At 41.1% G+C, this 20,252-nt stretch carries 15 protein-coding genes and 7 tRNA genes; 17 read left to right on the top strand and 5 right to left on the bottom strand.

Annotation, left to right across the window (positions count from 1 at the left end; translation table 11 throughout):
• Positions 1-184 precede the first annotated feature (184 nt).
• Positions 185-427 (top strand): hypothetical protein, encoded by a 243-nt coding sequence (locus PARC_RS05935; RefSeq protein ID WP_010553668.1) that lies wholly within the window; start codon positions 185-187, stop codon positions 425-427.
• Positions 428-431: 4 nt separating this feature from the next.
• On the opposite strand, the gene PARC_RS05930 is transcribed toward PARC_RS05935, so the two are convergent.
• The 5 genes from PARC_RS05930 to PARC_RS05910 all read right to left on the bottom strand — a co-directional run bounded on the left by PARC_RS05930 (position 432) and on the right by PARC_RS05910 (position 6,548).
• On the bottom strand, positions 432-1,454 hold the full coding sequence (locus PARC_RS05930) for a hypothetical protein (protein ID WP_010553669.1): 1,023 nt from the start codon (positions 1,452-1,454) through the stop codon (positions 432-434).
• A 101-nt stretch (positions 1,455-1,555) separates the two neighbouring features.
• A complete protein-coding gene (locus PARC_RS05925; RefSeq protein WP_010553670.1) occupies positions 1,556-2,236 on the bottom strand; it encodes a tRNA (adenine(22)-N(1))-methyltransferase in 681 nt (226 codons plus the stop codon).
• Complete coding sequence (locus tag PARC_RS05920) at positions 2,237-3,175, bottom strand: class I SAM-dependent methyltransferase (protein ID WP_010553671.1); 939 nt, start codon at positions 3,173-3,175, stop codon at positions 2,237-2,239.
• A gap of 2 nt (positions 3,176-3,177) precedes the next feature.
• A complete protein-coding gene (gene uvrB, locus PARC_RS05915) occupies positions 3,178-5,172 on the bottom strand; it encodes an excinuclease ABC subunit UvrB (protein ID WP_007583893.1) in 1,995 nt (664 codons plus the stop codon).
• Positions 5,169-6,548, bottom strand: coding sequence for an MATE family efflux transporter (locus PARC_RS05910; protein ID WP_024591018.1), 1,380 nt, complete (start codon positions 6,546-6,548; stop codon positions 5,169-5,171). Before PARC_RS05910 ends, uvrB begins: the two co-directional genes overlap by 4 nt.
• Positions 6,549-7,600: 1,052 nt before the next feature.
• On the opposite strand from PARC_RS05910, the gene PARC_RS05905 reads away from it, so the two are divergent.
• The 16 genes from PARC_RS05905 to PARC_RS05825 all read left to right on the top strand — a co-directional run bounded on the left by PARC_RS05905 (position 7,601) and on the right by PARC_RS05825 (position 20,067).
• Positions 7,601-7,677: transfer RNA gene (locus tag PARC_RS05905), tRNA-Asn, on the top strand.
• 21 nt (positions 7,678-7,698) lie between these two features.
• A tRNA-Asn gene (locus tag PARC_RS05900) sits at positions 7,699-7,775 on the top strand.
• A 21-nt stretch (positions 7,776-7,796) separates the two neighbouring features.
• Positions 7,797-7,873 (top strand) — tRNA-Asn (locus tag PARC_RS05895).
• Between the two features lie 21 nt (positions 7,874-7,894).
• A tRNA-Asn gene (locus PARC_RS05890) sits at positions 7,895-7,971 on the top strand.
• Positions 7,972-7,992: 21 nt separating this feature from the next.
• Positions 7,993-8,069: transfer RNA gene (locus PARC_RS05885), tRNA-Asn, on the top strand.
• Between the two features lie 21 nt (positions 8,070-8,090).
• A tRNA-Asn gene (locus PARC_RS05880) sits at positions 8,091-8,167 on the top strand.
• A 29-nt stretch (positions 8,168-8,196) separates the two neighbouring features.
• A tRNA-Asn gene (locus tag PARC_RS05875) sits at positions 8,197-8,273 on the top strand.
• A 148-nt stretch (positions 8,274-8,421) separates the two neighbouring features.
• A complete protein-coding gene (locus PARC_RS05870) occupies positions 8,422-10,365 on the top strand; it encodes an EAL domain-containing protein (RefSeq protein ID WP_010553673.1) in 1,944 nt (647 codons plus the stop codon).
• 211 nt (positions 10,366-10,576) lie between these two features.
• Entirely contained in the window at positions 10,577-11,158 is a 582-nt protein-coding gene (gene rsxA, locus PARC_RS05865) for an electron transport complex subunit RsxA (protein ID WP_008172491.1), read from the top strand.
• 1 nt (position 11,159) lies between these two features.
• On the top strand, positions 11,160-11,714 hold the full coding sequence (gene rsxB, locus PARC_RS05860; RefSeq protein ID WP_007585357.1) for an electron transport complex subunit RsxB: 555 nt from the start codon (positions 11,160-11,162) through the stop codon (positions 11,712-11,714).
• Between the two features lie 8 nt (positions 11,715-11,722).
• Positions 11,723-14,482, top strand: a complete 2,760-nt coding sequence (gene rsxC / locus PARC_RS05855) for an electron transport complex subunit RsxC (RefSeq protein WP_010553674.1) — start codon at positions 11,723-11,725, stop codon at positions 14,480-14,482.
• Complete coding sequence (gene rsxD, locus PARC_RS05850; protein WP_002962268.1) at positions 14,479-15,537, top strand: electron transport complex subunit RsxD; 1,059 nt, start codon at positions 14,479-14,481, stop codon at positions 15,535-15,537. Before rsxC ends, rsxD begins: the two co-directional genes overlap by 4 nt.
• Positions 15,534-16,175 (top strand): electron transport complex subunit RsxG, encoded by a 642-nt coding sequence (rsxG, locus tag PARC_RS05845; RefSeq protein ID WP_010553675.1) that lies wholly within the window; start codon positions 15,534-15,536, stop codon positions 16,173-16,175. The genes rsxD and rsxG overlap by 4 nt, the downstream gene beginning before the upstream one ends.
• The gene (locus PARC_RS05840; RefSeq protein ID WP_010553676.1) at positions 16,172-16,870 is read left to right on the top strand and encodes an electron transport complex subunit E; all 699 of its coding nucleotides are present in this window, start codon (positions 16,172-16,174) and stop codon (positions 16,868-16,870) included. The genes rsxG and PARC_RS05840 overlap by 4 nt, the downstream gene beginning before the upstream one ends.
• Before the next feature lie 49 nt (positions 16,871-16,919).
• Positions 16,920-17,552, top strand: coding sequence for an endonuclease III (nth, locus tag PARC_RS05835; RefSeq protein ID WP_010553677.1), 633 nt, complete (start codon positions 16,920-16,922; stop codon positions 17,550-17,552).
• Between the two features lie 604 nt (positions 17,553-18,156).
• Positions 18,157-20,067: an aminotransferase class V-fold PLP-dependent enzyme gene (locus PARC_RS05825; RefSeq protein ID WP_010553679.1), complete on the top strand. Its 1,911-nt coding sequence runs from the start codon at positions 18,157-18,159 to the stop codon at positions 20,065-20,067.
• The last annotated feature ends 185 nt before the right edge of the window (positions 20,068-20,252 follow it).

The raw sequence follows: 20,252 nt of genomic DNA, 5'->3' as shown, positions 1-20,252 counted from the left end.
TATGTTTATTATATGGTGGCTATGCAGCCATTAAACAATATCTGAAGTGTATAAATGATGAACACGCTCAAACCTGAGCTTAAGTAAAGTATACAAATTAAGTTACAATTGTCAGCTTTATCAAAAGCGCTTAAAGGTTATACTTTAACCATAAACGAATAATAAAATGATAAGGAATGAGATTATGTCTGGAACTACGATGATTGTACTTATTGTGCTAATTTCGGTTGGCTCAGGAGTGGTTTACGATATGTATAAAAAGCATCTTGAGTTTAAGCATAAAATGCAAAACAACAACAGCGATGCCCATAAACAATTAGCTGAAACAAATGCACAAGTGCTTGCATTAAAAGAGCGTGTACAAACACTTGAGGCTATTGTTACTGATTCAAGCTTTAACGTTAAAGATGAAATTAATAAGCTTTAAATTGTTATAAGTAATTTGGATATAAATGTGCATTTTCTGGCTGCTCAATGCCATGAGCAGCTAAAAACCCACCAATAGCTTGCCCGCAGCCCTGTGGTGCTCGCCCGCTGTCTATCTCAAAATTTAACTGGTTAGCATGTTGCTTACCCATAGAGCAAAGCCCTACAGTACTTGGCGAGCGCATAGCGATACTTAAGTTACCTATTTGCTCAACCACAACGTGTTTACTAAAGCGGGCAAAACCTTTGTACTTAAATTGCTCGTTTACGTAGTCATTGCTTGTGGCTACTAATGCTGTAATTAAGGCGTGTAAAAAGCTATTAGCGGATGGATCTGCTGTTAAAAACGCGATTGTTTTTTTATTAAACTCGCTAAGTTGGCAATCTTCACACAACAGCTCAACAGTATATAAATGTTGCTCGGCTATTTGCTGCTGGCTCTTAAGCTCAATACTTTTTCCTGCAAATACAATACGTTTAAGCACTTCATCAACACGGCTTTCAGCACTTTCACTTTTAACAAGCTCAGGGTTTTGCGCCATTACCGGTAAGTCGTGATGGTTATTAAATGGCGTACTTGTTGCGCCGCTTTGCATTAACTGAAAAAGCTCTCTTACTTCATGTTCACGCGCTACTTTTAACGCTAAAAATGCAGTTTGGATAAGTTCTGAAGTAGGTAAGTTTTCCTCTACTATCCAGCGTCTGCCAAATAATAGCTTTTTGGCTTTGCCTTCATTTGCAGATGCACTTTTTTGATAGTTATCTGGGCTCAGCACTGCTACTTGCAGGTAAATTTCTCCACCTTTTTGTGCAGCAAGCACTCTAAAGTGAGCCGAAAACTCAATACTCTCAAGCACTTCGTTTACGCTTTCAAGCGTGTGCTTGTAACGTAAAAAATGTTGTGGCACCACCCAGCTGCTATTAGCCAATTGCACAAGGGGTGCATAAGAAATAGGTTGCTCGTAGCTGTGTTGCCATTTTTGCTCATTGCTAAGCAAATGATTAATGTGACTCTTGTTATCTGACATAAATAAACCAAATAAACTCGCGTTGTGCGATATAAACTATGAACACATTACGTCGTCAATGTCGTAATTAGATCACATGTACGCCCTACTTTCGGGCTTTTTTAACTATCGGTGAGTTCTTGATAGTCTGTTATAACTTTTTGATAGTATGGCTTATCTTTATTGAGCATTTTATTATAATGATTTATGAGTTGCCGCTGGTACATAGCGTGCTCTGCACTACTAAAATCCCACATTTTATTACCGGTGTGACTAATCTCATTATTGCTACTAAAGCTCACTTCAATCACTTCATAAAAACGTTTGTTGTCGTAAACTATTTGCTCACTTACAAGCCCTAAACCTAATTGCTTTAAACCCACTCGCAACTTATAAGTGTGATGCACTGGGCATAAAATAAACCGAACATTATTTAAATGCTCCACTGCATTATTAGCAATAATTTGTTGTATTAAACTTAACAACAGCTCACCGCCAACACCTGCTATTACAACTACTTGGCTTTTACTTTGAGCAATTTCAATTTTGCCTACATCCTGACATAAGACCTGCCACTGCGGATTTTTATTACAGGTTTTTTGTAATTTATTAATAGATGATAATTGCGCTTCTAGGTCGTTCATTAAAGTGGCGACTATATCTACAAAAATAACCTGGTTTGCAGCTGCGCGTTTTAATAGCGCCATGCCTAAATAACCATGGTCGCAGCAGCAATCCCAAATAATATCGTGATGCTGCGAAATTAATGTATCAATGGCAGTTAGGCGTTTGCTGAGCTTCATTTAATCAGCAGATTGTGACGTTTTGTAGATAAGTGCTTTTAAGCTTCTGTCGCTGTCTACTTCAATAAAACGCTCGGTAGGGGCTAGGCGCTCAACAAATTCAATTGCGCCTTGGGTGTGCTCGTTTATTAACGCCTTAAACGCCTCTTCGCTAAGCTCTGGGCTATTAGCGCACAATAACAATTGTGTGGTATCACAAAGTAGCTCTGGCAACCTGCGCAGCACTTTTTGATAGTCTTTAGTTAATATAAAGCTGCCTTTTTGAAAGCTTGGCGGATCAACTATTATTAAGTCAAACGGGGCTGCTTTTTTTAGTTTTCCAAACGACTTTAAAATATCGTGAGGTAAAAAACTTACGCCACGCTCAAAACCATTTAATTGATGGTTTTGCTTGCCGACTTTAAGTACACCTTTGCTCATATCCATATTCATTACATGATCTGCTCCGCCTTGCATTGCTGCAAGCGAAAACCCACACGTGTACGAAAATAAATTAAGCACTTTGCCATGCTTACTATTAGCCATTACAAACTCACGGCCGCTGCGCATATCGGGAAATATTCCGGTATTTTGACGGCTCTGTAAATCAACCAAAAAACGAATGCCGTTTTCGGTTACAACATGCGGGTTAGGTAATTGCCCATAAACCACGGTGTTTTGGCTTTGCACGCCAGCGCGTTGCTGATACACAAGTGAGCTAATAAGCTCTGGCTGGTTTTTTTGCACCCACTGCCACACAACGTCGGTAAGCTCGGTTAGTGTTTGCTCGTCAATTTCGTCGTACGAAACCAAAAACAAACTTGGCGGATAAAAGTCTAAATTAATATGACTTAACGCCTCAACACTATGGCCACGGCCATGAAAAACACGGCACAGTTCATTTTTTAAAATTGGCGCATCTTCAAGCGCAGTAATAAGAGGAGTAAAGTTTGCTGTCATTTTTAATTAATCAACTGTTGTTGTAGTTCATGTATTTCATCGCGAACAGAGCCCGCTTTTTCAAATTCTAGATCGCTTGCGTATGCATGCATTTTGGTTTCAAGCTGCTTAATTTGCACTGTAATTTCTTTCGCACTAAGTACCTTTTTAGAGTCTTTACGAACAAGTCTAAGGTTATCTTTAGGACCGGCTTCTTCGCCTACATCCATCGCATCAAGAATCTTTTTGGCTAGTGAATGCGGTTCAATACCGTGTTCAATATTATAAGCATGCTGAATTTCGCGTCTGCGCGCTGTTTCGTCCATGGCCTTAGCCATCGATTTTGTAATTTTATCGCCGTATAAAATAGCGCGGCCATCTAAGTGACGTGCAGCACGACCAATGGTTTGAATAATTGAACGCGCTGAGCGTAAAAAGCCTTCTTTATCGGCATCAAGTATGGCTACTAGCGCCACTTCTGGCATATCTAGGCCTTCTCGAAGTAAGTTAATACCCACTAACACATCAAACACGCCCGCACGTAAATCACGAATAATTTCAACCCGTTCAACCGTGTCTATGTCTGAATGTAAGTAACGCACTTTTACGTCGTGCTCACTTAAGTAATCGGTTAAATCCTCAGACATACGTTTGGTCAAAGTGGTTACAAGTACGCGTTCGCCCTTCTCTACACTTTTATAAATTTCTGAAAGTAAGTCATCAACCTGATCGCCCACCGGGCGCACTTCAATAAGTGGGTCAAGCAGCCCAGTTGGACGAATTACTTGCTCTGCTATTGCGCCCACACAACGGTCTAACTCAAAGTCGCCTGGGGTTGCCGATACATAAATTGTTTGTGGTGAAATAGCTTCAAATTCTTCAAAGCGCAGCGGCCTATTATCCATTGCTGAGGGCATTCTGAAGCCATACTCAACTAAGTTTTCTTTACGGCTTCTGTCGCCTTTATACATTGCGCCAATTTGCGATACGGTTACGTGCGATTCATCAATAATCATCAATGCGTCGTCTGGGAGGTAATCAAGTAATGTGGGTGGCGGATCGCCCGGCGTACGGCCCGATAAATAGCGGCTGTAGTTTTCTATACCAGAGCAATAACCTAGCTCCCGCATCATTTCTATATCGTATTGCGTACGCTGTGTTACGCGTTGCTCTTCTACTAATTTATTTGCACTGAGTAACTGGGCTCTTCGATCTTTTAGTTCTTCTTGTATTTTATCGATAGCACCGAGTATTTTTTCACGCGGGGTAACATAGTGTGTTTTTGGATAGATAGTGGTACGTATTATATGCTTTTCGACGGCGCCAGTAAGCGGGTCAAAAATACTTAAACGCTCTATTTCGTCATCAAACATTTCTACGCGAATTGCGAAGGTGCTAGATTCTGCAGGAAATATATCAACCACTTCACCACGTACACGATATGTACCACGGCTAAAATCTATATCGTTGCGGGTGTATTGTATTTCAGCTAGGCGACGTAGCATGTCGCGTTGGTCTACTTTTTCGCCCACTTTTAAAAGTAGCATCATTTTCATGTATGATTTAGGGTCGCCCAAACCATAAATAGCCGATACCGACGCCACAATAATGGTGTCGCGACGCTCAAGCAGTGCTTTGGTCGCACTTAAACGCATTTGTTCTATATGCTCGTTTATTGAGGCGTCTTTTTCAATAAATGTGTCGCTAGATACAACATAGGCTTCTGGCTGGTAGTAATCGTAATACGATACAAAATACTCAACCGCATTTTTAGGGAAAAACTCTTTCATTTCCCCGTATAGCTGCGCGGCAAGCGTTTTATTGTGCGCCATTATTATTGTTGGACGGTTTAAATCGTTAATAATATTAGCCATGGTAAAGGTTTTACCTGTACCGGTGGCACCTAATAAAGTTTGGTGTGCAAGGCCTGCTTCTAATCCTTCACATAGCTGCTTAATCGCTGTGGGCTGATCGCCTGCTGGTTTAAAATGTGATTTTAACTGAAAATGGTCGCTCAATTATTGCACTCCTGTAACGATTCGCCGCTCAGCGCTTCTAGTTTTTTCATAAACCATTTGTATGCCACTATTGCTGTAAATAAGTTACCTAAAGCAGCGCCAATAAATAGCCCTAATAATCCGGCTATTTCGTTGCCTACATAAGCAAATGGTACATAAAATATGAATAACCGAATGACACTTAATACCAATGCGTACATTGGTTTGTGTAAAGCATTAAACGATGAATTTGATAATATGATCACCCCTTGTAAGCCATAACTTAGCGGGATGGTATAAATAAAGAGTTTAATTACATCTATTACAGCTTGTTCTTTACCAAATAATTGGCTTATAACACCTGAAAATGCAATGAGTAATACGTAAATGGCAAATTGCCATACCATCACAAATTTTAGTGTGCCGGTATACGCTTCTTTAACGCGGCATAATTTGCCAGCGCCAAAGTTTTGGCTAACAAATGGCGGTAATGTCATCGATAGCGCAAGCACTAATATACTTGCAATAGATTCTATTCGACTTCCTACCCCAAATGCGGCTACGGCTTCTGGCCCGTGATGCGCAACCATAGCGGTCATTACGGCCATCGCAACGGGTGTAAGCATGTTTGCGCCGGCAGCAGGCAAACCAATTTTTAATATTTTACGAATAGCGCCCGTCACTGTTTGCTTGCCTGCTTTTAGGCTCAACAAGCGTTTTTTAACCGCTAATATATATAAAATAATAACCACAGCAACAGACCATGCAATAACGCTTGCTATGGCCGCGCCTTGAATACCTAACGCTGGTACTGGCCCAAAACCAAATATCAGTATAGGGTCGAGTACGGCGTTTATCAGCCCTGCTCCACCCATTACTATACTTGGCGTTTTTGTATCGCCACTGGCGCGCAGTACCGAGTTACCAATCATTGGGGTTATTAAAAATACACTACCAATAAACCATATATTCATGTATTCGTGTATTAACGGCAATACTTGTGCGCCCGCTCCTAGCAAAGTAAATATGGGGTCAATCAGTAAATACCCAACAGATGACAACACAATAACCAGAACCACACCAACCATTAAAGAAATACTGGCGTCAAAACGCGCTTCATCTATTTTATTACTACCGAGCGCTTTTGCTATTACTGCCGATGTACCGATCCCCAACCCTATTGCTAAGCTAATAACGGTAAAGGTAACCGGAAATGTAAAGCTCACCGCTGCAAGCGGCTCAGTGCCTAGTAAGCTTATAAAAAATGTATCGACAATATTGAACATCATTAGCGTGATCATGCCGAATATCATCGGGATGGTCATCGTCTTTAATGTGGGCAAAATGGGATCGTTTAGTAAATCTGGGCGAGTCTGGGATTTTGAAATTGCGCGCATGAAATAAATAGGCCTCTTTTACTGAACGAATCATTTTAAAGCATCAAGGCAGTTCAAGCCACGGATTTATCACTACAATTGAAGTAATTAAAGAAGTAAAGATTCGAAAAAATAGTAAAACTTAGTTTTTGCATCTTTTTGTTAAAATAGAGCCTAAACACACCAAAAACCAATTAAAACACATTTTTATAACTTTTATTACAAACACCCAGTGATATATGATGCTTTTTTACACAAAGGTACTGCTTGGTTTATCGTTACGAAAAAATTCCCTCATCGAGTTGCATCCATTCAGCATCAAATCATAACCCATTGTTTTATATTGAATTAAAAATAGTGATTTAAAAGCTTGAAATCGTTGTAGCACCCTAAACCATTGGTGCCGATGATGTTCTTAAAGTTTCATAAACAGAGTTATCCACAGAAACCGTGGATAACTCATTCAAACCCGCATTTATAAAGGCTTTGAGAGAGCCTCCATTTTCGGTGATATCCAACCAATTGACCATTTGTTAATTGTGGCATTTTTATAAACTCACGCTAAAAACTGTAGCTCACCAATTTTTCTTCTTAACATAGTTGTACGTTAGGTATAAAAAAACGTTTAATACAAAGTTAAGTTATTGATTGCTCTATTTTTGAACGGATAAAACAAATACTCATCTTATACATAGTGATTAGATCACAATTTAGATCAAAAAATATTTCTGTGAATATACGCATAGGTATATTTTTAGAAAATTAAAACAAAAAACGAATTAAATACGAAAAATATCGCTAAGTAAAAAATGAGTTTTTATGTTTTTGAGTTGTTTTTTAATAACAAGCCACTTTAATACCGTGTTTAATTTAACCAATTTGAAGACTCAGCAATAATAAAAGTCACATTGTTATTCTTAAATTTTTAAAAAAGTAACTTTAATAGAGCTATAAAACACGCAGATCGAACACAAAAACAACGAATAAACCTCTTTTTTCAATTTATGACTTTTATATGTTGACACTTTGCGGCGCGGTCATTAATATTTCGCCCCGTTGAAAGGCAAGACGCTTCCCCCTTAGCTCAGTTGGTTAGAGCGACGGACTGTTAATCCGCAGGTCCCCCGTTCGAGTCGGGGAGGGGGAGCCAAGTTTTTCAACCATAAACGATTCCCCCTTAGCTCAGTTGGTTAGAGCGACGGACTGTTAATCCGCAGGTCCCCCGTTCGAGTCGGGGAGGGGGAGCCAAGTTTATGTTTATGATGTAGTTCCCCCTTAGCTCAGTTGGTTAGAGCGACGGACTGTTAATCCGCAGGTCCCCCGTTCGAGTCGGGGAGGGGGAGCCAAGTTTATGTTTATGATGTAGTTCCCCCTTAGCTCAGTTGGTTAGAGCGACGGACTGTTAATCCGCAGGTCCCCCGTTCGAGTCGGGGAGGGGGAGCCAAGTTTATGTTTATGATGTAGTTCCCCCTTAGCTCAGTTGGTTAGAGCGACGGACTGTTAATCCGCAGGTCCCCCGTTCGAGTCGGGGAGGGGGAGCCAAGTTTATGTTTATGATGTAGTTCCCCCTTAGCTCAGTTGGTTAGAGCGACGGACTGTTAATCCGCAGGTCCCCCGTTCGAGTCGGGGAGGGGGAGCCAAATCATCATAATAATATCACTACTTTAGTTCCCCCTTAGCTCAGTTGGTTAGAGCGACGGACTGTTAATCCGCAGGTCCCCCGTTCGAGTCGGGGAGGGGGAGCCAATTCTAAGAATTTCATAGACATCTCAAGCTAATTCCACTACTCTTCCTTATATAACTAAAGCATTAGTTTATTCCTTAATGCGCTGTACTTAGTTTATCAATCAAGGACTTGATTCCTTCCCTTTTGAATTATTAAAAGACTGAAAACATGGCTGGATTTAAAAAACTTATTTTTATACAAATTATCTCTTGGTTATTGTGTGTTGCAGCAGGAAGCTACTTCATATCTATAAGCTTTGATACTGCGGTAAGTGATGCACAAAAAAGTGCGCAAATTACTGTTACTAAGTATATAAATGACCTTTCTTTAGACGATATTTCTGCTCAAAATTTAAAACAATCAATTGCAGATGGTAATACGTTTTCAAGCTTTACTCTAAGAGATTACCAAGGGGCTGAAATATTTAGCATTAACCCCCCTACCCAATTACCAATGTTTGCTGATTTTGTACTCTCTAACTTTAACTCAGTGCGCCCTCAGTTTGCTGTAAATGACGCCTCAGATATAAAAGTTGAATTTGTACTTAACATTGAGCATTTAGCGTCGCAGCTACAAACGTCCCTTTTTATTGTTATTTTGATTTCTGCCATTTTAGTTATTATTCCAATAATTCTAATGCAATCTATTTTTTACCGTTTAAATAAAAACATAAGTACGACGGTAGCTGACATTATCGATATTTATATCAACCAAAACCAAGTTGATAATGATTTAGAAACAGCATTAGATAGCACCCGATTAAAAAAACTAGGTAAAGATTTAGTTCCTAGCTTTAATCGTTTATCTCACTTTTTGAAAAGTAAAAGTGAAGATATACAAAGCGCTGCATTAAGCATTAAACATGAAGCATATAAAGATGTAATAACTTCGCTTGGTAACCGTAATATGTTTGTTGAGTATTACGAAAAAAATATTGAAAACACTGAGCAAAGTACATTTGGTTCTTTAGCTATGGTTCGTTGTAGCGAACTACAAGCTATAAACCAAAGCCGTGGTTATCAAAAAGGTGATGAGTACGTTAAAGGCGTTGCCGATATTATTAAGCATATAAGTGGTACATACACTGATAGTCAGGTATTTAGATTAAATAGCTCTGACTTTGCTGTAGTACTGCCCCACACCCCTTTAAAAGAAGCAGAACGTTTTGGTGAGAATCTACAATCGCGTTTTACTCAGTATCAACAAAACCAAGAGCTAAGCTCTGTTGCTAACACGGGTATTGTAGGTTACGAAAAAGGTAAGCCTTTAGGTGAGCTACTTTCTGTTGTTGATAACGCGATGAGTATGGCTCAATCAAAACAAGTAAACGCATGGCACGTGCAACGCGAGACCGATTTAGTCAATAACGTTAGTGCAGGTTTTGGTAATCAAAACTGGCGTAAAGTTATTAACGAGGTTATTGAATCTAAGCGTGTACATTTAGTAATGCAAAACATTATGCCGCTTGGTAAAAGTATTAAAGCCTATGCTGAAATACAAGTGCGATTTAAAACAGAAGACAATCAAGTATTGCCTACCGCTTCCTTTCTAGCTATGGCCGAAAAGCTTGGTATGGCAATAGAAATTGATCGCCTGATAATTGACTCCTCCCTTGAAAAAGTGAAAAGCCGTAATTTATCTGAAAAGTTTTTTGGGTTAAATGTTACTGCCTCAAGTGCGCACAACGATCAGTTTGTTATTTGGCTAGAACGCCGCTTATTAAAAGACACGCATATTGCATCTAAACTAGTATTTGAAGTAAGCGAATTTGGCTTACAACAAAATATTAAAGCCAGTAAGCGCTTTATTGATATGGTGCACCGCGTAGGTGCCCGCGTAACAGTTGAACGTTTTGGTGTTGGTTTAACCTCATTTAAGTTTTTCCGCGATTTAAAACCTGATTTTATTAAAATGGATGCAAGTTACACTCGCGGCCTAGAAGACGATAAAAACAATCAGTACTTTATGCGCTTAATGGTCGATTTAGCCCACCGTATTGGTGTTAGCGTATTTGCTGAAGGTGTTGAGAGCCAAGAAGAAAAACATATTATAGAAACTTTATGCTTAGATGGCGTTCAAGGTTATTACATAGAAAAACCTAAAGACATTTAATTAGTTTTCAATTAATACAAAAAAGAGCATTCGTTGCTCTTTTTTGTTTCTGTTATTTGATTAATTCCTTACATCAAGATCACATTAATTTTACAGCCTTATGATCAATATAATCTTCCTTGCGTTTATTTAACTGATAACGACTCGCAAATGTTGTTTATCGGGGCAGAAAAAAGGATAATACGTAGGAGTTTAATAGCGTGAGGCACACATGACAGAATATGTCTTGTTATTGATTGGAACCGTTCTGGTTAATAACTTTGTATTAGTACAATTTTTAGGCTTATGTCCGTTTATGGGCGTATCAGGTAAGCTTGATACGGCGATTGGTATGTCTTTGGCAACCACGTTTGTGCTTACCCTTGCCTCTGTAACTAGCTATTTAGTTAATCAATATATTTTAATCCCTCTGGATATCGCCTTTTTACGCACCATGAGCTTTATTTTAGTGATTGCCGTTGTAGTGCAATTTACCGAAATGGTTGTGCGTAAAACAAGCCCTACTCTATATCGTTTATTAGGCATATTTTTACCGCTGATCACCACTAACTGTGCGGTATTAGGTGTGGCTTTATTAAATATCAAAGAAGATCATTCGTTTTTACAATCTGCAGTGTATGGTTTTGGTGCTGCGGTTGGTTTTTCTTTAGTGCTTGTATTGTTTGCAGCACTACGAGAACGTTTAGCAGCTGCTGACGTTCCTACGCCTTTTAAAGGCGCCTCTATTGCAATGATCACTGCAGGCTTAATGTCGATGGCGTTTATGGGTTTTACTGGATTAGTGAAGTTTTAATATGACCTTGTTTTATGCCTTGATAGCGATTGGTTCGCTAGCACTCATTTTTGGACTTATTTTAGGGTTTGCAGCAATTCGCTTTCGCGTTGAAGGTAACCCTATTGTTGAGCAAATTGATACTATTTTGCCGCAAACTCAATGCGGACAATGTGGCTACCCGGGTTGTCGCCCTTACGCCGAAGCCATAGCCAATGGCGATGAAATAAATAAATGCCCACCGGGCGGCGAATCAACCATGAAAAAGCTTGCCGGCTTAATGGGTGTTGATGAAAAACCACTTGCCGGTGGCGAGCAAGCAGAACCTATAAAAACAGTGGCTTATATTCGCGAAGATGAATGTATTGGCTGTACCAAATGTATTCAAGCCTGCCCGGTTGACGCCATTTTGGGCGCAACTCGTCAAATGCACACTGTGTTAATTGATGAATGTACTGGCTGTGATTTATGTGTTGAGCCTTGCCCTGTAGATTGCATTGATATGCTACCTGTAGCCGAAACTAAACAAAACTGGAAATGGCAGCTAGATGCTATTCCTGTTACACAAATAGATTAGAGGTTTGAGTGGACAAGTTACTTGAACAAATAAAAAAAGGCACCGTGTGGGCATTTCCTGGCGGCATACACCCACCACAACAAAAATCACTCTCTAATAGTGCGAGTATCACTCGCCTACCTTTGCCCGACAAACTCATTGTTGCGCTTAAGCAACACATAGGCGCAAACGGTAAGTTACTTGTAGAAAAAGGCCAACACGTCTTAAAAGGCCAACCACTTACAGCGCCTGCTGCTAACTGGTCGGTACCTGTGCATGCGCCAAGCTCTGGTGTGGTTACTGATATTGCACCTATGCCATCAGCACATCCATCGGCCCTACCTGAACTAAGTGTTATTATTGAACCAGACGGCAAAGACGAATGGGTAGCTCTAAATAAAAATAAAAATCCTGCTGAGCTTAGTCATGATGAGCTGATAAATATTATTCACCAAGCCGGTATTAGCGGTATGGGTGGTGCTGGTTTTCCTACTTATGTAAAAGCGGATACCAAGCAACCTATCGAATTTTTGATTGTAAATGCTGTTGAGTGCGAACCTTATATTACTGCCGATGACGTTTTAATGCGCGAACACGCTAAAGAAGTTATCCAAGGCATTGAAATAATGCAGCAACTTTTAAACCCAACACTGTGCATTGTGGGTATAGAAGATAATAAGCCTGAAGCTATTGCAGCAATGAAGCAAGCAGCTGAGCATAACTCAAAAATCATTATTCAAACGGTGCCAACTATCTATCCATCTGGCGGTGAAAAGCAATTAATTAAATTACTTACTAACCGTGAAGTTCCTAGCATTGGTATTCCTGCCGATATTGGTATTTTAGTGCATAACACCGGGACTTTGTTTGCCGTACAACAAGCCGTTTATGAAGGTAAACCACTCATTGAACGTATAGTTACGGTAACAGGTAACACTATTCATAAGCCTGGGAATGTATGGGCACTACTTGGCACTGAAATAAAGCATTTACTTGATTGCCAAGGTTTCTCGCCTGTACCGCAGCAAAGTGTTGTGATGGGCGGCCCAATGATGGGCTTTACGCTACCCACAGTACGTATTGGCATAGTTAAAACAACTAACTGTATTTTAGCGCCTGATCATAAAGAGCTTGCGGAGCCCGGCCCTGAAAAAGCCTGTATACGTTGTAGCGCCTGTGCTGATGTCTGCCCTGCTTCTTTATTACCACAGCAATTGCAGTGGTTTGCTAAATCAAAAGAGTACGACAAACTACAAGAGCACAATTTATTTGACTGTATTGAATGTGGTGCTTGTGCATATGTGTGCCCAAGTGAAATCCCTCTTGTGCAGTACTACCGTATAGCCAAAGTTGAAATTAAAGAACAACAAGCTGACAAAATTAAAGCCGACAGAGCAAAAGAGCGTTTTGATGCACGAAAAGAGCGTTTAGATCGCGAGCAAGAAGAACGTCAAAACCGCCATAAACGCAAACCTGCCGCTAAATCTGCTGACGAAAAACAAAAAGTAGCAGAGGCACTAGCCCGCGTTAAAAATAAATCAGATAATGGCGATGAAAAATCAGCTGTTGCAGCTGCTATTGCACGCGCTAAAGCTAAAAAGCTAGGCGATCAATCTGCTGAATTAGAACCTGACAACAGCGAAGTAGCAAAAGAGCGCGCACTACGTAAAGAACAAGCGCGTAAATATAAAGAGCAAAAATCTCAAACAGATGAATCGGCCGAGACTGCACCCGTTGATGATAAAAAATCAGCAGTCGCTGCAGCCATTGCTCGCGCTAAAGCTAAAAAGGCAGCACAAGCAGCAAGTGAAGAGCCACAAAACGATGCCCCTGTTGATGATAAAAAGTCAGCGGTAGCTGCGGCCATTGCTCGTGCTAAAGCCAAAAAGGCAGCACAAGCATTAGATAACGCTGAACAAGCAACAAATGAAGAGCCACAAAGCGATGCCCCTGTTGATGATAAAAAAGCAGCGGTAGCTGCGGCCATTGCTAGTGCTAAAGCCAAAAAAGCAGCACAAGCATTAGATTACGCTGAACAAACAGTAAGTGAAGAGCCACAAACTGATGCCCCTGTTGATGACAAAAAAGCAGCCGTAGCGGCGGCCATTGCTCGCGCAAAAGCCAAAAAAGCGGCTAAAGCATTAGAAGACGCTGAGCAGTCCGTGAGTGAAGAGCCACAAACTGATGCCCCTGTTGATGATAAAAAAGCAGCGGTAGCGGCGGCCATTGCTCGCGCTAAAGCCAAAAAGGCAGCACAAGCATTAGATAACGGTGAACAAACAGTAAGTGAAGAGCCACAAACTGATGCCCCTGTTGATGATAAAAAAGCAGCGGTAGCGGCGGCCATTGCTCGCGCTAAAGCCAAAAAAGCGGCTAAAGCATTAGAAGACGCTGAGCAGTCCGTGAGTGAAGAGCCACAAACTGATGCCCCTGTTGATGACAAAAAAGCAGCTAAAGCATTAGAAGAAACCGAGCAAACCGTGAGTGAAGAGCCACAAAGCGCGGCACCCGTTGATGATAAAAAAGCAGCGGTAGCTGCAGCCATAGCTCGTGCTAAAGCTAAAAAAGCGGCTAAAGCACTAGAAGATACCGAACAAACTCAGCCCCAAGAGCTACAAGTTGATAGCGCAGCACCTAAGAGTGCAGAAAGTAACACCGATGACTCATCAGATCTTATTAACGCAGATAAACCTAAATCAGCCGACGATAAGAAAAAAGCCGCCGTGGCTGCTGCAATTGCGAGAGCAAAAGCTAAAAAGTTACAAAAAGAAGGAAATAATCAGTCATGAAATTAACCATGGCCAGTTCGCCGCATAATCACAGCCATAAATCGTTAACGCGATTAATGCTTAGCGTTATTGCTGCGTGTATTCCTGGGCTAATTGCTCAAGTTTTCTTTTTTGGAACAGGTGTACTTATTCAACTGGTACTAGCGCTTGTTGCTGTAAGCGTATTTGAAGCTGCAATAATGCTAATACGAAAGCGCCCTGTTTGGCCTGCATTAAGTGATGGCAGTGCGTGGCTTACTGCCGTGTTATTGGCACTGAGTATTCCACCACTTGCCCCTTGGTGGATAATCGTTATTGGCTGTTTATTTTCTATTGTTATAGTTAAACAGCTTTATGGCGGCCTTGGGTTTAACTTATTCAATCCAGCAATGGCGGCTTATGTACTGCTTTTAGTTTCGTTTCCGGTACAAATGACCGCATGGTTGCCTGTTACCGATTTAATAAATACGCCAATAGGCTTTGCTGATCAGCTAAGGCTAATATTTACCGATTTTACGGCCTCTGGGTTTAGCCTAGATCAAGTACGTGCAGGGGTTGATGGCCTAACAATGGCAACACCGCTGGATACTGTTAAAACAGACATAGCACACGGTTTAACCGTTACCGAAAGCATGCAAAAGCCATTATTTAACGAATGGGCTGGCCTTGGTTGGGTGTGGGTTAACTTAGGCTTTTTAGTGGGTGGTTTATACTTATTAAAAGCAAAAATAATTAACTGGCATATTCCTGTCAGTTTTATCGCAAGTTTAGCTGTATGTAGTGCTATTGGTTATATCGCATCACCTGGTACAGAGCCGGGCACCCTATTTCACTTATTAAGTGGTGCCACTATGATGGGGGCCTTTTTTATAGCAACCGATCCGGTATCTGCAGCAACAACTAACAAAGGGCGCTTAATTTATGGCGCTCTAATTGGCTTACTAATTTATTTAATTCGTACCTTTGGTGGTTTTCCTGATGCCATCGCATTTAGCGTATTATTGATTAATATTGCAGTGCCGCTAATAGACTACTACACACAGCCACGTACTTATGGCCATGGAGCAGTAAAATGATCATTTCGTCAATGGCTAAAAATGGTGCTATTTTAACTGCGTTTGCGTTAGCAACAACGGGCTTAGTTGCCTCTATCAACGCGCTTACTGCCGATAAAATTGCAGAGCAAGAACAACTGCAACTTACTGCGCAGCTACAAGAAGTGCTCGACCCAAAATCGTACGACAATCAATTATCGCAAGATTGCGTAATTATTACTGACGAAAAGCTAGGCCCACACGCAAACCAAGTAATTTACCGTGCTCGTAAAAACAATAAACCAGTCGCTGTTGTTATTAGGCATGTTACGCCAAACGGCTACAGTGGCGATATTAACTTATTAACAGCTGTATTGAGCGATGGCACTATTGCTGGCGTGCGTACGACTAAACACGAAGAAACCCCTGGTTTAGGCGACAAAGTAGAAGTTAAAAAATCACTTTGGATCACAACATTTAAAAGCTTAACGGTTGAAGGCGAAAAAGACGCTCGCTGGGCTGTTAAAAAAGATGGCGGCCAGTTTGATCAATTTACAGGCGCGACCATAACGCCACGTGCTGTTGTGGGCTCTGTTAAAAATGCCGTATTGTTCGCACAAACTAATTTTGATGATATTTTTGCAGCACCTAATGCCGAATGTATGGAGGTAGCTAAATGAGTGAGTTAAAAACATTATACAAAGAAGGTGTGTGGGTAAATAACCCTGCCCTTGTGCAGCTTTTAGGTTTATGTCCACTGCTTGCCGTTACCTCAACTGTAACAAATGCCTTAGGTTTAGGCTTAGCAACTTTACTCGTACTAATAGGCTCTAATGTTACCGTATCAATTGTGCGTAACTGGGTGCCAAAAGATATTCGTATACCTGTATTTGTAATGATCATCGCGGGCTTTGTAACCATAGTTCAATTACTTATGAACGCTTATACCTTTGGTTTATATCAATCATTGGGAATTTTTATTCCGTTGATTGTAACTAACTGCGCCATTATTGGCCGCGCCGAAGCATATGCCTCTAAAAACCCTGTTCATTTATCAGCATTTGACGGCTTAATGATGGGCTTAGGCTTTATGGCTGTACTGTTAGTATTAGGTACTATGCGCGAACTAATCGGCCAAGGTACGCTGTTTGACGGTGCCGACTTATTACTTGGCCCATGGGCACAGAGCTTGCGCATAGAAGTATTTAACTTTGATAACCAATTTTTACTCGCAATTTTACCACCGGGTGCCTTTTTAGGACTTGGGCTGCTTATTGCTGCAAAAAACGTAATTGACGCACAAATAAAATCAAAGCAAATTGCACCGCCAGAGGCTGAAAAAGGCCCTCGAGCACGTGTTACCAGCTTAACTTAAGGGGAAAACGTATTAGAGCAACAATTAGCACTAATACGTTTTAAGTTGCATGAATAAAGAAAAACGTCACCAAATACTGTCGCGCCTGCGCGACGATAATCCGCACCCAGTTACTGAGCTTGAATATTCAAGCCCGTTTGAGTTACTAGTAGCAGTAACACTCTCAGCGCAAGCAACCGATGTAGGCGTTAATAAAGCCACTCGAAAGTTGTTCCCTGTTGCTAATACGCCACAAGCCATTTTAGACTTAGGTCACGATACACTGCGTGATTATATAAAAACCATCGGCTTATTTAATTCTAAAGCTGCCAACGTGTACAAAATGTGCCAAATTTTGGTGGATGAACATAACAGCATCGTGCCAGAAAATCGTGAAGCCCTAGAAGCCCTACCAGGCGTTGGCCGTAAAACCGCTAATGTTGTACTCAATACCGCCTTTGGCTGGCCTGTAATAGCCGTAGATACACATATATTTCGTGTATCTAACCGTACCAAGCTTGCCATGGGTAAAGACGTAGTTGCTGTAGAACAAAAGCTTGAAAAAGTTGTACCAAAAGAATTTAAAGTAGACGTTCACCATTGGTTAATACTGCACGGGCGTTACACCTGCGTAGCGCGTAAACCAAAGTGTGGCAGCTGTATTATTGAAGACTTGTGTGAGTTTAAAGAAAAAACTGATTAGCTCCAAAAGCGCGGCAAGTAGTCGCGAGTTTACCTCGCGCAATAAAGCATAAACCACAAAAGCGCGGCATAAAGCCGCGCCTACAAATACAACGCCAATCCTGTAGTCGCGAGCTTACCTCGCGCAATAAAGCACAAGCCCCAAAATCCTAAGAGCGCGGCATAAATCCACGCCTACAAATACAACGCCAACCCTGTAGTCGCGAGCTTACCTCGCGCAATAAAGCACAAGCCCCAAAATCCCAAAAGCGCGGCAGAAAGCCACGCCTACAAATACAACGCCAACCCTGTAGTCGCGAGTTTACCTCGCGCAATAAAGCACAAGCCCCAAAATCCCAAAAGCGCGGCAGAAAGCCACGCCTACAAATACAACGCCAACCCTGTAGTCGCGAGTTTACCTCGCGCAATAAAGCACAAGCCCCAAAACCCCAAAAGTGCGACATAAAGCCGCGCCTATCAATCCATCTAGATAAAACATTTTTATACGTGAAGGCATGTTAGTGAAATAGAACAATTAATAGAACATTTTCAAAGTATTAATTTCACAAGTCTCAGTCCTTTGGTTATGCTAGTGAGCATTATAAAATTATATTGCGAAACCCTCTATGCTACCTCTACTTCGTATCTTGATAATTGAACAAGACCCAGCCACCTTACAAGGGCTTTCAACTAATCTGTCAAAAACCATTCCTAACTTTGAGCGAGACGATATTCATATCGATATTATTGAATGCCTCGAGCTTAAACACGCGCTGGAATGTGTAGAGGAAGATGGTGATATTCAAGCCGTAGTTCTAAGCTGGGATATGCACAATAAAGTGGGTGAGCGAATGTATAGTCGCTTTATCGAGGATTTAAAAGCAATTCGTCTTGAGTTACCGGTTTATGTTATTGGCGACGACACCAAAGGGCTGGAGATCGTAAACGAATCAGAAGAAATCGAATCCTTCTTTTTTAAAGATGAGGTGATTTCTGACCCAGAAGCGATTTTAGGTTATATGATCAACGATTTTGACGACCGCTCTGAAACGCCATTTTGGACGGCGTATCGTCGTTACGTTGGTGAAGCAAACGACTCTTGGCATACACCGGGTCATAGTGGGGGTTCTAGCTTTAGAAACTCACCTTACATTAAAGATTTTTATCAGTTTTACGGCCGCAATGTATTTGTTGGCGACCTGTCGGTTTCGGTAGACTCGCTAGGTTCATTGTCAGACAGCACCAATACTATTGGTCGCGCTCAAGAATCAGCCGCGGCGACGTTTGAAGTTAAGCACACCTATTTTGTTACAAATGGTTCATCTACCTCAAATAAAATCATCTTGCAGACACTCCTGCGCAAGGGAGATAAAGTAATTGTCGACCGTAATTGCCATAAGTCAGTACACTATGGCATCTTGCAATCAGCTAGTTACCCCATTTATTTGGCGAGTATCTTAAATCCAAAATATGGCATTTTCGCGCCACCGTCGTTGGCCGACATCAAATTAGCAATTGAAAACAATACTGATGCTAAATTACTAGTGCTTACCGGGTGTACTTACGATGGCCTACTTAGCGACCTGAAACAAGTCGTAGATTATGCTCATCAATATGGTATCAAGGTATTTATAGATGAAGCCTGGTTCGCATACTCTTTGTTTCATCCTAGCTTTCGTCATTATTCTGCAATACATGCTGGGGCTGACTACATTACGCATTCGGCGCATAAAGTAGTATCGGCGTTTTCTCAAGCGTCTTATATTCATATTAACGACCCCGATTTTGATGCCGATTTCTTTCGAGAGATTTATAGTATCTACGCGAGTACATCCCCCAAATATCAGCTTATTGCATCGCTTGACGTGTGCCAAAAGCAATTAGAGATGGAAGGCTATAAGCTGCTCAATGCGCTGCTCAATCATGTTGAAGAGTTTAAACAACAGATGGCCTCGCTTAAGCAAATTAAAGTGTTAGCTAAGCAAGACTTTATGGAAATATTCCCGCACTTTAGTGGTGATAACATGGGTCACGACCCATTAAAAATCCTTATTGATATTAGTGAGCTACCTTACTCATTAAAAGATATTCATAAATATCTACTGGATGAGATTGGACTAGAGATAGAAAAATACACACACAGCACCATCTTGGTTTTACTCACGCTTGGCGGCACGCGTTCAAAGATCATTCGTTTGTACAATGCGTTGAAAAAGCTAGACAGCGGTAAGGTAAAACTGTCGAAATCGACACGTAGAGCCCGCTTACCTGAAAATTTACCAGCCATAGACTTGGCGTGTATTCCAAGTGATGCCTTTTATGGCGACCGCGAATCTGTGCCTATCAGTAAAAGCAACAACCGCATTTGTGCAGGTTTAGTTACTCCATATCCACCAGGTATCCCACTTTTAGTACCGGGCCAGCATATCACTGATGACCATATCGAATACTTGCAAGAGTTGGCGAGCCAGGGACTGACGATTCAAGGCAGTTTCGATGGTGAAATTTATGTTCTTAAGGGTAAGGTTAATAAGTAAAGTATTCGCTTAATACTATCTCAATAATGATTACTGGCGGCAGTATCACAAGACATTGCCGCTGTATTGCTGCTTCATTAAATCGACTAATCAAGTAATCCCCAATTAAATATTCACTTTCATTTTAATGTCCCTAATTGCCTTGTGTGGTGGTCAACTAAATTTGGCCATGTATAAATGTATAG

This window comes from Pseudoalteromonas arctica A 37-1-2 (assembly GCF_000238395.3).
Taxonomy (GTDB): Bacteria; Pseudomonadota; Gammaproteobacteria; order Enterobacterales; family Alteromonadaceae; genus Pseudoalteromonas; species Pseudoalteromonas arctica.
Note: the sequence above shows the minus strand (reverse complement) of the source record. Positions and strands in the feature narration are given on the sequence as shown.

Excerpts from the sequence above, each read along its gene's own strand:
- PARC_RS05935 (WP_010553668.1), top strand. The coding sequence starts at position 185 with ATGTCTGGAACTACGATGATTGTACTTATTGTGCTAATTTCGGTTGGC.
- PARC_RS05930 (WP_010553669.1), bottom strand. The coding sequence starts at position 1,454 with ATGTCAGATAACAAGAGTCACATTAATCATTTGCTTAGCAATGAGCAA.
- PARC_RS05925 (WP_010553670.1), bottom strand. The coding sequence starts at position 2,236 with ATGAAGCTCAGCAAACGCCTAACTGCCATTGATACATTAATTTCGCAG.
- PARC_RS05920 (WP_010553671.1), bottom strand. The coding sequence starts at position 3,175 with ATGACAGCAAACTTTACTCCTCTTATTACTGCGCTTGAAGATGCGCCA.
- PARC_RS05910 (WP_024591018.1), bottom strand. The coding sequence starts at position 6,548 with ATGCGCGCAATTTCAAAATCCCAGACTCGCCCAGATTTACTAAACGAT.
- PARC_RS05870 (WP_010553673.1), top strand. The coding sequence starts at position 8,422 with ATGGCTGGATTTAAAAAACTTATTTTTATACAAATTATCTCTTGGTTA.
- rsxA (WP_008172491.1), top strand. The coding sequence starts at position 10,577 with ATGACAGAATATGTCTTGTTATTGATTGGAACCGTTCTGGTTAATAAC.
- rsxB (WP_007585357.1), top strand. The coding sequence starts at position 11,160 with ATGACCTTGTTTTATGCCTTGATAGCGATTGGTTCGCTAGCACTCATT.
- rsxD (WP_002962268.1), top strand. The coding sequence starts at position 14,479 with ATGAAATTAACCATGGCCAGTTCGCCGCATAATCACAGCCATAAATCG.
- rsxG (WP_010553675.1), top strand. The coding sequence starts at position 15,534 with ATGATCATTTCGTCAATGGCTAAAAATGGTGCTATTTTAACTGCGTTT.
- PARC_RS05840 (WP_010553676.1), top strand. The coding sequence starts at position 16,172 with ATGAGTGAGTTAAAAACATTATACAAAGAAGGTGTGTGGGTAAATAAC.
- nth (WP_010553677.1), top strand. The coding sequence starts at position 16,920 with ATGAATAAAGAAAAACGTCACCAAATACTGTCGCGCCTGCGCGACGAT.
- PARC_RS05825 (WP_010553679.1), top strand. The coding sequence starts at position 18,157 with ATGCTACCTCTACTTCGTATCTTGATAATTGAACAAGACCCAGCCACC.